The 14,878-nt window shown below is 59.0% G+C and carries 10 protein-coding genes; 7 read left to right on the top strand and 3 right to left on the bottom strand.

All coding sequences use genetic code 11. The features are described from left to right. Positions 1-79: 79 nt before the first annotated feature. A complete protein-coding gene (locus N7573_RS17310) occupies positions 80-1,084 on the bottom strand; it encodes a WYL domain-containing protein (protein ID WP_004139622.1) in 1,005 nt (334 codons plus the stop codon). A 906-nt stretch (positions 1,085-1,990) separates the two neighbouring features. Here N7573_RS17310 and N7573_RS17305 point away from each other — a divergent pair. The 5 genes from N7573_RS17305 (at position 1,991) to N7573_RS17285 (ending at position 8,411) form a co-directional block, all read left to right on the top strand. Beyond that, the gene (locus N7573_RS17305; protein ID WP_182267144.1) at positions 1,991-2,638 is read left to right on the top strand and encodes a HEPN domain-containing protein; all 648 of its coding nucleotides are present in this window, start codon (positions 1,991-1,993) and stop codon (positions 2,636-2,638) included. A 324-nt stretch (positions 2,639-2,962) separates the two neighbouring features. After that, on the top strand, positions 2,963-3,460 hold the full coding sequence (locus tag N7573_RS17300) for an energy transducer TonB (RefSeq protein WP_279912348.1): 498 nt from the start codon (positions 2,963-2,965) through the stop codon (positions 3,458-3,460). 329 nt (positions 3,461-3,789) lie between these two features. After that, complete coding sequence (locus tag N7573_RS17295) at positions 3,790-4,158, top strand: hypothetical protein (protein WP_279912347.1); 369 nt, start codon at positions 3,790-3,792, stop codon at positions 4,156-4,158. Between the two features lie 624 nt (positions 4,159-4,782). Further along, complete coding sequence (locus N7573_RS17290) at positions 4,783-5,709, top strand: HNH endonuclease signature motif containing protein (RefSeq protein WP_279912346.1); 927 nt, start codon at positions 4,783-4,785, stop codon at positions 5,707-5,709. Between the two features lie 1,073 nt (positions 5,710-6,782). Then, the gene (locus N7573_RS17285) at positions 6,783-8,411 is read left to right on the top strand and encodes a TIGR04141 family sporadically distributed protein (RefSeq protein ID WP_279912345.1); all 1,629 of its coding nucleotides are present in this window, start codon (positions 6,783-6,785) and stop codon (positions 8,409-8,411) included. A 22-nt stretch (positions 8,412-8,433) separates the two neighbouring features. On the opposite strand, the gene N7573_RS17280 is transcribed toward N7573_RS17285, so the two are convergent. Beyond that, the gene (locus N7573_RS17280) at positions 8,434-9,930 is read right to left on the bottom strand and encodes a reverse transcriptase domain-containing protein (RefSeq protein WP_279912344.1); all 1,497 of its coding nucleotides are present in this window, start codon (positions 9,928-9,930) and stop codon (positions 8,434-8,436) included. A 239-nt stretch (positions 9,931-10,169) separates the two neighbouring features. Then, entirely contained in the window at positions 10,170-12,857 is a 2,688-nt protein-coding gene (aceE, locus tag N7573_RS17275) for a pyruvate dehydrogenase (acetyl-transferring), homodimeric type (RefSeq protein ID WP_046984452.1), read from the bottom strand. 568 nt (positions 12,858-13,425) lie between these two features. Between aceE and N7573_RS17270 the strand changes: the two genes are divergently transcribed. Together N7573_RS17270 and N7573_RS17265 are read left to right on the top strand one after the other, a co-directional pair. Then, positions 13,426-13,986, top strand: coding sequence for a PadR family transcriptional regulator (locus N7573_RS17270; RefSeq protein WP_100467709.1), 561 nt, complete (start codon positions 13,426-13,428; stop codon positions 13,984-13,986). 59 nt (positions 13,987-14,045) lie between these two features. Continuing rightward, entirely contained in the window at positions 14,046-14,843 is a 798-nt protein-coding gene (locus N7573_RS17265) for a siderophore-interacting protein (protein WP_279943233.1), read from the top strand. Positions 14,844-14,878: the final 35 nt, after the last annotated feature.

Genomic DNA, 14,878 nt, shown 5'->3' with positions numbered 1-14,878 from the left:
CTGTGTGGCGTGTAGGTCGAAGGAGTAGCGCGGAAGGATTGTGTTGCGGGCGTGCGACATCCGGCGTCGCACCCACACGTCAGTAACGCTGTGCGGCGCTTCGGTGGCGAGCGGCGATATCGTCGGCCAGTGCTGCGGGAGCCAGAACGCGTACCGATGCGCCCAGGCCGAGCAGCCACCAGCGCAGTTGGGCGGAGTCATCGACGGTGGCCCGCAGACGGGGAACAAGACCGTCCCCGACGTCCAGCTTCTGATCACGGGAGAGCGGTGTCTCCGCCAGGTGCTGGGCCAGGGCTTCATCAAGCTCCAGCTCAACGGACAGAGGTCCCTTGCTCTCGAAGCCAGCGGCAACCCGGCTCGCATAGTTTCCGAGTTCGAAGGACTCAGCACCTTCGGTGTCGGCGTCGAGCATTTCTGCACGCTGTACCCGGTGCAGCGACAGCGTAGTGGTCTCCGTGCGCCCATCAATCCGTCCAGCCAGGTAACTGGACGTTCCACGCTGGATCATCCCGTAGGGATGGAAGACGTACTCACTGGCATCGCTACGGCCACGGGCCACGTAGTACAAGCGCAGCTGCTTCTCGTTGAAAAGCGCCTGGTGCACGTTGACCGCCACGTCGGTGTCCACCGCAGCCGGCAGCAGGGACTGGCTGGCTGGCACGACAGCGACCTTCTCGTGCCAGCGCCGCGTGGAACGCGTCGTGCGGACCGCCGCCAGCGTCTTCTCTGCCTGGTCAAAGAACGGCGTCAGTGCAGGCCAGTGATTGGCTGGCAACAGTCCCTGCAGGTTGCGCTGCGCGGTGAGCAGCACCACCGCCTGTGAGACGGACATGCCCGGCATGCTGAAGGCGGCCGCGCCGCGCATCCATGCCCAACCATAGGGTTTCTGAAGATCATTGCTCTCGATGGGGAACTGCAGCGACAGGGCGTTCAGATCCCGCTCGATGGTTCGAGTACCCCCCTTGTAGCTCTCCGCCGCCAAGGTCTGGGCGAGCTCCTTCACGGTGCGGTAGTGCGGAGCAGGCTGCAGCAGCTGCAGCAGACGCCACTGGCGCGCCAGCGAGGAGCGGTTATCGGTGTCCATGTTGCCAGTCCTTTGTATGTTTCCACGACATCCCAGCAGGGGATGAGCCGATTCAACCGAAAGCTGCGACATCTGATGTCGCAAGAAGCCACTTCGGCCAACAACGGGTTCCTTCCCTTGGTCTCGTGATTATCTTGAATCCGATCACGCTTTCACAGCAGACACAGGGCCATCTGCGGGTGCGGATGTGGAACGATGTGTGTTCCGATGGAGGCTCAAGTAATCCAAACGCAAGCCGATAGCGGCCGGCTACGGATGCCAATGGCACGGCGCTCGGCGGGCAGCGACGCATGCCTGCACGGGGCGCCTCGTGGTGGATCGCTCTGCAGCAGAATCTATCGCCAACTCGCGCGCGATGTCTTTAGGAATGGTCTGAAATCCAATCGCGCCGCCACGATCCCGGGAGCGCCGAGTATCGGCCCGGGTGACGCGACACAGGTTGTCGCACCCCTCTGCAGAATGGACGCCGAAGGATCGGAACAGGGGCATTGGACGCCCCGCTACTACCCAGGAGGAGGGACTGCATGTTCAAGATTATCGGTGCCACGGTGGTTTACGGTTTCGCGCTGTATGGGCTGGGCCGCTGGCTGACGGATCAGCAGCTTGTCGGCGCAGATGACTGAGGCTCGGCAGAGCATGTGGGGACTGGCGCAAAAGTCGACCTACCATTGCCGAGACTGCGGCTGGAAGCGGACATTGCCTTCGTCCGGGGATGCGCGTATCGAGGGACTGACCTGGTTCCGCGCCTGCCCCGAGTGCCGCTCCACTGCGCTGGCGTGCGGCAGCGCAGCCACTCTGGATGCGCTTTGGCAGGGATTACCCGAGGCTTGGCGGAGTGCGCGACGTTCGGAGTAGTTTCCCAGCCGGAGGTGCCATGCATAATGGCAAATCTTACAGGGGGGAAAAATGGATTCGACTGCTCTGAAGGAAGTGCATCGTCAGATTCGCGATGCACAGCCGGACTCGACGCGCGTGCGCCTACACCGCGCCATCAGCTGGCTCAACCGCGCCGAACAGGAAGACGAGGACACGGACGCGCGATTCCTGTTTCTGTGGATTGCGCTGAACGCAGCCTATGCCCAGGAATTCGGATTCGAGAATGCCGAGCGCGAACAACTGCGCAGGTTCTTCGATGCTTTGCTGAGGCATGACAAGCAAGGAAGCCTGCAGGACATCCTGTTCAAACAGTTTCCCGGGCCTATCCGAACCCTTATCGGGAATCGCTTTGTCTATGCACGCTTCTGGAAGGCGCTGCGGGAACATGACAGCAGCAACCAGTGGGCAGAGCGCTTTGCCAAGGACCAGCGCTCGGCGCTGCAGGCCGTAGTTGAGCGGCGTACTGAAGTCGTGCTCTCCATCGTGCTTGACCGGCTGTACGTACTGCGCAACCAGCTGGTACATGGCGGGGCCACGTGGGACAGCCATGCCAATCGTGAGCAGTTGCGAGATGGCGCCGCCATCCTGGGCCAACTGGTACCGGCAATCCTGCATCTGATGATGAGGGACGACGCGCCCGACCTGGGTGAAGTCGCCTACCCGATGATCCACATCTGAACCACGACACGGCCAGAGATTTCGGCAGGCCCGGCAACGCGGTTTAGGGACTGAGCGCATGGCTGGGACCCGCCCCAGCCATGCACGCTCCACGCCATCCCCCACCCCCAAGGGGATGATCATGCCCACGATCCTCGCCGGGCGGCTGGAAGGTTCTACCCACGCGCTATCACCCGCCACTACGACGTCGGCCTGGGCGCGGCCAGCCGGTCCAGGCGGGAGCCAGCCGGGGGATGGCCGCGATGCTGATAGCGCACCGGAATGGAAACCACGTATGCCCCGTTTGAACACCGCCCTGGCACTGAACCTCGTTCTGATGCTGCCATGGCCACAGCTGCCATGGCCATGGCGGCAGACCCGCAGGTTTCCACTGAAGTGTTTGTAGAGGCCGGTGACAACCCCACTTTCAAGCTGCAGCAGGCACCTGCCGTTGTGTATTCAACGGCCCTTGCCACACCGCCCGATACCTTCCTGCAGGCTCCCATAGCGGTGCTGTTGATTGCTCAACTGGATGAGCTGGGCCACGTTTCCAACGTGATGGTGGCGCGGTCCAGCGGATCGCGGGAGCTTGATCGTGCTGCCCTTACCGCAGTGGACCAATGGCGCTTTGATCCGGTCGTGGTTGAGGGCGTCGCGCTGCATGCGCGGGTGCGGGTCCGCCTGACCTTCGTGCCCACGGCCGAGGCACCGCCGGCTGAACCGGTGGTCCAATCTGTCGCAATTGGCCCTACGCCATGGCTCTGGCTACGGGTATTCCTGCGCTTGGGGCCAATAGCGCCAAGCCCTTCAAGACCGTTGCGGCGCAATCGCTTGCCGGCTTAACACCGTGTGCGACAATGCCGAAAGCGTCAGGACTGCCAATCATCAGTCCTGTGGTTTCTTGGCATTTGGCAGCTGCACGGGTATCTCTTGGCGTGCCACCGGAAAAGGGTGGCGCGGGACTCGAAAACCCGTGTTTATGCCAGCTGTATGCGCTTGCCAGCCGACGTCGCCTTTTTATGTGGCGTCGGCTGGCAATCCGTTCGCGTTCCATGGCGGGCGGTGCGTGGGGGTCTTCGGACCCGCCGGTCTGGCATTTACCGGTTTTCGAGCCCGCACCGTCCGCCACCTTTATTGGTGGCGCTGCTATCTGTCCTGTACGGAGCATTGCCATGAACACATCGGACTTCCGTTCCCTGCACGCGCAGTACGACCCGGATGACGTCGAACCCGAGCGCGAACCGTCCGTCGATCCCAACGCTTTCGTCGCCACGCTACACCGCATCGGAACCGGTGCAGCTGCGGATGGCCAACCTTGGCCGGAGCGGCATCAACTGCCTGGGCGTTGTCTTCAGTTGGCTGATGCGGATTGCGCATTGGCGGGGCTGCGCGTGGTGGCGGAGCTGATGCTGGCCGCGGAGCGGACTCGGCAGAACGGCGCGCCCGAGGAGTACCTGGGGGATCGGGTGATGGAAGGGTTAAAGATGGCTTGTGTGGCGTTGACTGCGCAGGCTATTGAGCGGTTGCAGGTTCGGGAATAGAGCGTGCTTGGCTACGCACATCGAGTGCAACGCGCCGGATCGTATGCACGGCCTAAGCATGCGCCGCTGTCTGAGCCCCTTAGCCTCCAACACTGGCCTCACTATGCCAAGCCAGACTTTACTTGCCCTGACGGCGGCAGCGTTACTGGGATTGATCATTGGCGGAGCGTACGCGCCAGCCACCACAATGAGTCTTGAGAACTACCCAAGACTCACCGACTCGGAGTTTGCCCTGTTTCGGGCCGACGCCGAGAGCTTTGCCGAGGAGTTGGCTTGCCAAGGCATCACCATCGGAAAGCATGATCCCAGTAGACGCTTCTTCGATTTGAGCGTACGTGGCGATGCCATTCTGTTCGTGGACAACTCTGGGCCAAGTCTTCTGATAGCCACCATGTCTACGATCGCAGGCGATGCAATAGAGCTACAGCGCTGGAAAGATGGATGGGGCTCACCAGAGAGACGCAGGAGGAGCTTGAGCGCACCTGAGAACAGCTGCCCCAGGTCTGCGTCCCAATAGCCCCCCACCTGCACCCTACCCTAGCAGCCAAACGCGTCAACTGATGACACAAGGAACCTAGTTCTGGCTAGAATCCTGGGCACTTAGCTTCTGGGACAGGGACTAGGATGGAACTCCCATTCGAGGTGGGCGCGCTCTACAACCGTCAGAAGCAGATCCACGGTGTATTTGGCGGGCAACAGCAAGGCGGCATTTCGACACCCAAGGAGCATCCGCTAGTCATCGCGTTCACTGGCGAGGCCGGCGTGTCTCATGGCTACCATGATTTCTGGGACGACGACGAAGTCTTTCATTACTTCGGCGAGGGTCAAGTCGGAGACATGAAGTATGTGGCGGGTAACCGAGCGATTGGCGAGCACGTCAAGGATGGCAAGACACTCGTAGTGTTTCAGATGATGGGCAAGGGGCGGCCCTATCGGTACCTTGGTAGGTTCATCTGTCAGTCCTCCTACGTTCGACCTGACACGCCAGATGGAAAAGGGCAGCCTAGAGCTGCGATCGTTTTCCGCTTGAGATCATTGGAAGCCTCGCTGGGCCTTGCGGCGAGCGAGACGGACCAAGCAGAGATCGATGCCGCTATCGATGACGTCGGCGCGACCAGTAGAAGACGCGAAACCGAAGTGCGTACGAAGCAGCGCCTATTCCGCGAACGCTTGATCGGCGTTGAAAAGGGCTGCCGACTGACTGGTATTGAGGACCTTAGATTCCTCCGTGCGAGCCATATCAAGCCATGGGCGGACAGCACTCATAGCGAGCGCGTTGATGGCGAGAACGGCCTTCTGCTGGCTCCGCATGCGGATCTGCTCTTTGATCGCGGCTGGATTAGCTTCTCGTCGGCCGGTCGCCTGCTGATTTCGAGCAGACTACCGTCTGACGTGCAAGTTCGGCTTGGTCTGGACTTGGATACATCACTTCGATATGGGGTTTTCTCGCTGAAGCAGATTAGCTTCTTGGAATTCCACCGAGACCTTGTTTTTGATCGCCGCAATCTTCCATCACATTCCCAAGAGCATTGTCCGCCAAACTTTCTGTAGCGACCCGCTGATTTCCCCTCGGTGTGGCTTCCACGAGGTAGACACCAATTAGCGAATTGGCGGAAGAAGGGATCAAGCGCTAGTCCGCGCGATGCAAGTCGTCGTTGGTCTTTAAGCTCGTCCAGGTCCAGGCGAAGGTAGCCACCTACGCGACGCAGCTCCACTCATGATCGATAGCTGGGCGAAGATGGCAAGAGCACTATGTGAAGGCCCTGTGGGCGAGTACAGAGGACGTACTTAAGATGCGCTAGCGACAACTGAAAGACTTGAAGGAAACCTTTAACAAGGTGATTTTGGAGATCCGCTCCCCCGTAAGAGGCAGGCTTCTCTGCTGAGAAATGACGAGGGCCGATGTGCTTGGCCATCAAGCGAGGGCAAATGACGAAGGCACCACGGTGACGATGAGGAAGCTCTGTCAATGGTTCCGAATGGCGGGTCGGGCGACGTACCACAAGCCGATGAATGGTGTGACCGAGGTAAAGCCCGAGCTGAATGAGCCAATCAGTGAGTGAGACAATCGAGGCCATGTCCTCATTCGGCCACCTCGCTATCGGCGCGTTGCTCGTGAACAAGGACACCGTGCAGCTCGTCAACCGGCTCAAGGGTTTATAGGTCTGGCGCGGCCTAGGATGGTTGGCTGAGTCTGGCGTTGGTAATCGAATGTGGCGCGCGACAGCTACCTGCGGCTCCCCTACTGCCGCGATCTAGCAATTGCTGGTGTTCACCAACAGCAACCACATTCGCCTGGAGCGCAGCTGTTGCCTGCAGTAGGAGTTCAACATCCCACACTACCCACAGCAGAATGGGATCGTGGACCAAGTAATTCCGGCGCTGGAGAAGCAATGCGTGCGCAAGCGTGGTTTCGAACTCCAACTGCTGGCTACACAGTTGGTCGCAGAGTGGCTCACCTTTTGCAACCGGCCCTCATCAGGCACTGACGATGCTAATCCCATAGGCTGCCTATGCAACCACATCAACCACGTGACCTAGGCAGAAGCCTGGCGGATCATTAGATAAGTACATGGAGCACAATTCGGTTAGCATCATCTCTGGGCTCTCACACATCAGGGGATATGACCGCCATGAGAGATGGGCCACGCAAAGAAAAACTGTCAATTTATCTTGCCAGAGAAGGATTTCAAGACTACGGATTCCCACTTAAACAAGAAATGGTTGAAGTAGCACACCATATTCCGGTTGACTGCGAAGAAGCCATTGTATTCATAAAGAAAGAGCCGCCATCCAAAACCCCCGCCTGGGCTCATCTTCTAACTGAGCACCCAGGTGCACCTGAGATGAAGTTTGGAAAGAGTGCAAGCGTAGGGGCAGTGCTCCTCATCAAGTTAGAACGTAGAGTATTTTTGATTTCCTTTGGATCCGGGTTTCACCTCATCCACCCTGAATCTATGGAACGAGATTTTGGGCTGCGTGTAACATTAAACGCAGTAGAGCCAGACAAACTAAGAAGTCTAGACAAAGCAAGTTACGACGATAGCCCTTTAAGCTCTAGGACACAAAGCACCACACAGTCCGACATATTCGACTTGCAGGCAAACTCAGAATCAGATCTAGTATACGCGGTTACCGGCGCGTGCAGATTTCCCATATTGGGAAGCCACATCACTGGTCGGGATGCACTTACACTGATGGTCGAGACAGACATTCCGGGAATATTACCGATCCTCACAAAGGCTCTTCAACTATTTAGGGAGCCACTGCCTTCAGTCTATAGCTGGATTGATAACGTCGCAAGGGTTCGAGATCCCGACACACTGAATCTGTTGGACTTATTACTCGACGATCTAATTAAGCGAGATGGAGAAGGCAATCTATGGATGGGGGAGCCTGAAATTGTAGACTGGGAATCAAACGCGGGGTACTCATTTGATATGCGCCCCAACACCCCTAGGCACCAAGTTCTGCAGATCTCCGATTTACGCGAATACATCGAATCCAAGGGCATAGAGTTCTGTCTATCTACAATTAAGTCGTCGACTGTCCATATAAACAATTCAGAATACAACTCAATTCGAAGCTGGTCCGCCTACAGATGCCTTTACGCAGAGATCTCCGAAGGGGACGACAGGTTCACGCTTCGGAATGGCGCGTGGTTCAGGATTGAATCTGACTTCATCAAAAGAATAGATGATAGCCTGACCAAAATACCAGTCATAACCAATTCGCTTCCAATTTACTCTTTCGCAAATGAGGGCGAATACAACCAACATGCATCAAATCTGATCGATGACCTGCATCTTATGGACAAGAATAACATTCAACTAGGCGGGCCACTCGATAAGATCGAGTTTTGCGACCTAATTGAAGGGTCCGAAAATTTCATTCACGTAAAGTATTACCGCTCATCAGCCACCCTAAGCCACTTATTTGCTCAAGGGCTAACCGCCGCAGAGGCATTTGTAAAGGACGAAGCGTTTCGCCAGCGACTTAACAAGAAGCTTCCGCAGAGCATTGCTTTAAAGGACGCAAAATCCCGTCCAAACGCATCAAATTATACGATAACTTATGCGATCGCAACGAATAAATCGATTCCGTCCGAGCTCCCCTTCTTCTCGAAAGTTTCATTGAAAAACGCGGCCTCGCAGCTTCTGGCATTGGGCTATCAAGTGAAGATTACCGCGATCCCCATTGACCCTCAGTTGCCACTTATTAAGAAGCAAAAGCCAAAAAAGCAGCCATTATGAGTGAATTTCGAAATGCAGTAGCCTAGGTTCTGTAGGCGTACCGACTCGATTTAGGATCCATCACATAGGAAATCCCGTGCTCATTAATAGCCTTTCTCATCGCCCGAGAAACCAAGAGAAAGCTCGGAATTTCCAGAAGCTTTCGTCCCGAATAGCTCATAGAGTCAAGCGCGGAGACTAGGCGGGCCTTTGGCACACCAAAGGGGAACACAGCCCCTACACTGGGATGCCCGTGCGCAGCATATTTTCTCGCTCTAAGTTTCAGCACTCGAAAAACGGTCGATGTCAGCCATCCGTCCAGCGACATAAGTTGTTCCTCGTCCGTTACGAGCGGATAGAAGCTCATCACACCCCGAAATCTAATCTGCCCAATTCCTGAATTAAGATAATTGTGAAAATCAGATTTATAAAGACTCCCACAAACGTACCGCCGCACCTGCAACATGGCTGTAATTAGGTCCGGGTCATACCCAACTGGAACACGAACACCTGCGAGGGCGGGCCCCTTAAGCGGCTGAAGAAGATTTCTGTAGAGCAGGTATGATATTCGCTTCTTAATTCTTTGCTCGGAGGATTTTTTGATGCCGAGTGCTCGCATTGAAACCGCATAGCCGAGAAAATCAAAGCTGTGCTTTTCTCGCATCTCCGCCTTACCGGTCATATCGGAAAGCATACTAATCCCTTCCGACTTGGCAAAGTTTATCTTCACCTCAGACTGGCGAGAAAATTCCGAAATACAGCGAACAGCTCTGCAGATTGAATCATAGCTATCGCTGCAGATGACTGTATCATCAGCATAGCGAGCGAACTTTACCCCAATCTTTTCTAGAGACTTATCCAGAGAGAGGCACGCCACATTTGCCAGGAATAGCGAAACCGAAGTTCCCTGAGGAATTCCCCTATCGCTCAGAAGGAATTTCTTGAGTATCCACTCATCCTCGTCACTAATCAGCAATCCATTTGAATTAAGCTGCTCCTCGAGATGCCGATGGGATATGTTTCCGAAAAAATCTGAAAAGTCGTACTCCGCAATGTATGCACGATCAAATCCAGATATGTCTGAATGCATGTCCTGTATCGCAAAATGAACATTGCGATCATCTCTATAGGCGTATGAAAATGCACTAAATCGATGCCTATTCTTCGATAGCATCCGCTCGTACACGATCTTGGAAACCACAGCATCAGGAATCTGGTAAATGCGCAGCTTGCGCTTCCCCCCTGAAGCCTTTGGAATATCTTTCTCGTGGGGCGGCTCTGGACTGTACGTTTTTAGAATAATCTTCCGAACAATGGACCTCGCCATTGCTCGAGCCCTGCCGCGACAATAGAACGGATCGAACTTTTTATTTTTTTTCCAATAGTCGGGTTTAATTACAATTTTCGCAGGCACCACACCGAGTCTTCTCGCCATGCGCACAGTCTCCGCGTGGAGATTATTGTGGTAAACCTCATATCGCCGAATTAGCTTGTTGCACTCTAAGACAATCTCGGCAGCCAAATCCTTCTCGCTAATCACTTATCCCTCCTTGATGCCAAGAAAAAAGAGTAAAAAAAAGCCCGAGCGAGCTCGGGCCACGGTACCAATCGGGTAAAGTAGGATATCAGGTGGCCTCAGTTCGCACCTCGGCTCCGAACGGCATACCGCCTTAGATCGGTCCCGCTAGCCCCCTTGGGGCATATGTGGATTCTTCCCTATTCTTGAGCTCTATTCAAGCTCAGAGGCACAGGCGTTAACCCGTGCCCCTGGTAGCTAGGTCAAACCCCAACAGGATTAGCCTTCTCCGGATCAATCTTGTACTGCTTGATCGCCCGGGCCACATCCTTCGCGGTCATCTTCCCTTCCTTCGCCAGCGCCGCAATCGCGGCATGGGCGATGTAGTACCGGTCAACCTCGAAGAACCGGCGCAGGTTCGCACGCGTATCCGAACGGCCGAAGCCATCGGTACCCAGCACGGTGTACGACATCGGCACAAACGCACGGATCTGGTCCGCATACGCACGCACGTAGTCGGTGGCGGCAATCGCCGGGCCCTGGCGGCCTTCCAGCAGCTCGGTCACGTAGGCCTTTCGCTGCTCACCTTCCGGATGCAGGCGGTTGGCACGCTCCACGTCGAAACCATCGCGGCGCAGTTCGTTGAAGCTCGGGCAGCTCCAGATGTCGGCGGTCACGCCGAAGTCCTTGTCCAGCAGCTCGGCCGCGGCAATGGCTTCACGCAGGATGGTGCCCGAACCCAGCAGCTGCACGCGCAGCTCGCCCTTCTTCGGCTTGCCGGCGTCGGTCAGCAGGTACATGCCCTTGACGATGCCTTCGGCCGCGCCTTCCGGCATTTCCGGGTGGGTGTAGTTCTCGTTCATCAGGGTGACGTAGTAATACTCGTCCACCTGGTCTTCCATCATGCGCTTGGTGCCGTGCTGCAGCACCACGGTCACTTCGAAGCCGAAGGTCGGGTCGTAGCTGCGCACGTTCGGGATGCCACCGGCCACCAGATGGCTGAAGCCATCTTCGTGCTGCAGGCCTTCACCGTTCAGCGTGGTGCGGCCGGCGGTGCCACCCAGCAGGAAGCCGCGGGTACGCATGTCGGCTGCCTGCCAGGCGATGTCGCCCACGCGCTGGAAGCCGAACATCGAGTAGTAGATGTAGAACGGCAGCATCGGCACGTTGCTGACCGAGTAGCTGGTACCGGCGGCCATCCACGAGCTGATCGCGCCCGGCTCGCTGATGCCCTGCTGCAGCACCTGGCCGCTCTGGTCTTCGCGGTAGAACATCAGCTGGTCCGCGTCCACCGGCTTGTACTTCTGGCCGAACGGCGCGTAGATGCCGATCTGGCGGAACAGGCCTTCCATACCGAAGGTACGGGCTTCGTCGGCCACGATCGGCACGATGTGCGGGCCCAGTTCCTTGTCACGCAGGGTGATGTTCAGGCTCTGCACGAAGGCCATGGTGGTGGAGTAACTGCGCTCGCCGCTGCTCTTCAGCAGGCGGTCGTAGGCTTCCAGCTTCGGCGCCACGAAGGTCTTGTCGGCCTTGCGGCGGCGCTGCGGCAGGTAACCGCCCAGCGCGGCACGGCGTTCCTGCAGGTACTGCACTTCCGGCGAATCCGGGCCCGGGTGGTAGAACGGCACCTGGCCGTCGGCCAGCTGCGCGTCGGTCACCGGAATGTTGAAGCGGTCGCGGAAGTGGCGCACCGCTTCGTCGTCCAGCTTCTTGGTCTGGTGGGTCGGGTTCAGTGCCTCACCGGCGCTGCCCATGCCGTAACCCTTCACGGTCTTGGCCAGGATGACGGTCGGCATACCCTTGGTGTTCACGGCCTGGTGGTAGGCGGCGTACACCTTGTGCGGGTCGTGGCCACCACGGTTCAGGCGCCAGATGTCGTCGTCGCTCAGGCCGGCGACCATCGCGGCAGTTTCCGGGTACTTGCCGAAGAAATGCTCGCGGGTATACGCGCCGCCGAAGGCCTTGCAGTTCTGGTATTCGCCGTCGACGGTTTCCATCATCAGCTTCTTCAGGACGCCGTCGCTGTCCTTGGCCAGCAGGGCATCCCAGTAACCGCCCCACAGCAGCTTGATCACGTTCCAGCCGCCGCCACGGAACACGCCTTCCAGTTCCTGGATGATCTTGCCGTTGCCGCGCACCGGGCCGTCCAGGCGCTGCAGGTTGCAGTTCACCACGAAGATCAGGTTGTCCAGGCCTTCACGGCCAGCCAGGGCGATGGCACCCAGGGTTTCCGGCTCGTCGCTCTCGCCGTCGCCGATGAAGCACCACACCTTGCGGTCGGACTTCTCGATCAGGCCACGGTTTTCCAAGTAGCGCATGAACTGCGCCTGGTAGATGGCGGCCAGCGGGCCCAGGCCCATCGACACGGTCGGGGTCTGCCAGTATTCCGGCATCAGCCACGGGTGCGGGTACGAGGACAGGCCACCGCCGTCCACTTCCATGCGGAACTTGTCCAGCTGCTCTTCGCTGATGCGGCCTTCCAGGAAGGAACGCGCGTAGATGCCCGGGGCGCTGTGGCCCTGGATGAACAGCAGGTCGCCCGGGTGGTTTTCGCTCGGGGCGCGCCAGAAGTGGTTGAAGCCCACGTCGTACAGGGTGGCGCCGGAGGCGAACGAGGCGATGTGGCCGCCCAGGTCACCCGGCTTGCGGTTGGCGCGCACCACGGTGGCCATCGCGTTCCAGCGGATGATCGAACGGATGCGCCATTCCAGCTCGGCATTGCCCGGGCTCTTGGCCTCGAGCTGCGGCTCGATGGTGTTGACGTACTCGGTGGTGGGAGAGAACGGCAGGTAGGCGCCCGAACGACGGGTCAGTTCCACCATGCCTTCCAGCAGCTGATGCGCGCGCTCGGAGCCCTCGACATCAATAACGGCCTTCAACGACTCGATCCACTCCTGGGTTTCCACAGGATTCGGGTCGTTGTTCAGCACCTCGTTCAACCAGTTCATTAGCGCTCCCATAACCGCACGCACGCGCGCGACTGTTGTATAGATTTCTAGACCGCAAAGTGTAGCGCACCAAGGGCTTTCGTCACTTGGCTACGCAGGCGTATGGATGCAACCGGCCAGTGTCCGCAAGGGGCTTGCCGGGCCCGCTGAAGGCCCGGCGGCGGGCCTTGGCGGCTGCGCGGGCTGTCGCTTGCGGGCCGCTGCGCCCATGTGCAGGACGCAGTGTTACCGCTGCCGATGACGGTTGTAGGGCAGCGCCATGCCCACCTGTATCGGCTCCGCGTGCTGGCGCTGAACGGGCGACAACGTGTCGCACCTGCCTCTGGATCGCCCCCCGCCCTGCCCTCAGGGTAGGCCTCGAGTGTTGGCCTCGCCCGCTTCGGTCCGCCGTCTGGCCCTGCCTCGCTCCCTTCCACAGTGTTGCCCGGGGCGCCTCGCAAGGGGCGCCCCTTTTGCTGTGCGCGGGGCCGGCCGTGGCCCAAAACTGACCTGCTTGTGGCCGGATCGATGATTGTCGGCTTCGATATATCGATATATCGTTTGCACACTCGTTTACCGATATATCGAAATGAGCCGTACCGCTTCTCCCAGAGCCCGTTCCACCAATCCGGAAGTGCCACGCCGCAACGGCCAGCCGCGGGTGCTCAGCCGCGGCGACCTGCGCCTGCTGGTGCTGGCCCTGATCGGCGAGCAGCCGCGCCACGGCTACGAGCTGATGCAGCTGATCAGCAACCAGTTCATGCAGGCCTACACGCCCAGCGCCGGCACCATGTACCCGCTGCTGGCCAGCTTCGAGCAGGCCGGTTGGATCGAGGCCGAGGAAGTGGACGGCAAGCGGATCTTCCGCATCACCACCGCCGGCGAGTTCGAGCTGAAGGTGCAGCGCACCCAGGTGCGCCTGGCGCAGCGACGCGCCTTCGACCGCGCCCGCGAGATCACCAAGGCCTCGCTGCCGCCGCCGCTGGCCGGTGCCCTGCGCGAGTTCAAGCGGGCGCTGGTGCATCACCACGGCCGCTGGGCCGAGGGTGAGGCGGAAGAAGTAGCGGCGCTGCTGACGCGGGCATCCGCGCTGCTCAACGGTACGGCCGGTAGCGAGAGCCAATCCTTTTCAATGACCCAGCCAGACTGACTCCAGCCAGGTCGCCCCTACGCCGCGCGCCCCCGCGCGACACCTTTACAGGTAACCCCATGACCGAACACAACAACACGCGCCTGCGCCTGGATGTGCGCTTCCGTGAACTGACCGTGCTGCGCACCGAAGAGGTCACCCCGCACATGCGCCGCATCGTGCTGGGTGGCGCCGAGCTGGCCGGTTTCGATTCGCCCGGCGCCGACGACCACATCAAGCTGTTCTTCCCCAATGCCAGCGGCGAGATGGTGCTGCCGGTGGTCACTGCCGAAGGCCGCAGCTATCCGGCCGGCAAGGAGCCCTCACCGGCCCGCGACTACACCCCGCGCTGGTGGGACCACGAAACCGGCGAGCTGGCCATCGACTTCGTGCTGCACGACCAGGGCATTGCCGGGCCGTGGGCCGAGCAGGCCAAGGCTGGCGACACGCTGGTGATCGGCGGCCCGCGCGGCTCGTTCGTGGTGGCCGACAGCTACGACGCCTATGTGCTGATCGGCGATGAAACCGCGCTGCCGGCCATCGCCCGCTGGCTGGACGTGCTGCCGGAGGATGCCGAGGTGCAGGCCTTCATCGAAGTGTGCGATGAAGCCGAACGCCAGGACCTGCCGCAGTACGAGAACGTGCGTATCCACTGGCTGGAGCGCAATGGCTTCCCCGCGGCCAGCAGCACGCTGCTGGAAGACATGCTGACCGACTTCGAAGCACCGGACGGCGATGTCTTCTACTGGATCGCCACCGAATCGCGCCGCGCCCGGATGATGCGCAAGTTCATCGAAGGCCACCTGGGCGTGCCGCGCGACTGGATTCGTTCCACTGGCTACTGGAAGGCCCACCCGGACGAAACCGACGGCGATTGAACAAAAGACGGTAGGTGCGGACCGTTGGTCCGCAC

The sequence above is a fragment of the Stenotrophomonas sp. GD04054 genome (assembly GCF_029836955.1).
Lineage (GTDB): Bacteria > Pseudomonadota > Gammaproteobacteria > Xanthomonadales > Xanthomonadaceae > Stenotrophomonas > Stenotrophomonas maltophilia_A.
The sequence above is the reverse complement of the archived record's forward strand: the minus strand, read 5'-3'. Positions and strand labels throughout refer to the sequence as shown.

Coding starts and splice junctions, on each gene's coding strand:
- N7573_RS17305 (WP_182267144.1), top strand. CDS start 1,991: ATGGATTCGACTGCTCTGAAGGAAGTGCATCGTCAGATTCGCGATGCA.
- N7573_RS17285 (WP_279912345.1), top strand. CDS start 6,783: ATGACCGCCATGAGAGATGGGCCACGCAAAGAAAAACTGTCAATTTAT.
- N7573_RS17295 (WP_279912347.1), top strand. CDS start 3,790: ATGAACACATCGGACTTCCGTTCCCTGCACGCGCAGTACGACCCGGAT.
- N7573_RS17270 (WP_100467709.1), top strand. CDS start 13,426: ATGAGCCGTACCGCTTCTCCCAGAGCCCGTTCCACCAATCCGGAAGTG.
- N7573_RS17290 (WP_279912346.1), top strand. CDS start 4,783: ATGGAACTCCCATTCGAGGTGGGCGCGCTCTACAACCGTCAGAAGCAG.
- aceE (WP_046984452.1), bottom strand. CDS start 12,857: ATGAACTGGTTGAACGAGGTGCTGAACAACGACCCGAATCCTGTGGAA.
- N7573_RS17300 (WP_279912348.1), top strand. CDS start 2,963: ATGGCCACAGCTGCCATGGCCATGGCGGCAGACCCGCAGGTTTCCACT.
- N7573_RS17310 (WP_004139622.1), bottom strand. CDS start 1,084: ATGGACACCGATAACCGCTCCTCGCTGGCGCGCCAGTGGCGTCTGCTG.
- N7573_RS17265 (WP_279943233.1), top strand. CDS start 14,046: ATGACCGAACACAACAACACGCGCCTGCGCCTGGATGTGCGCTTCCGT.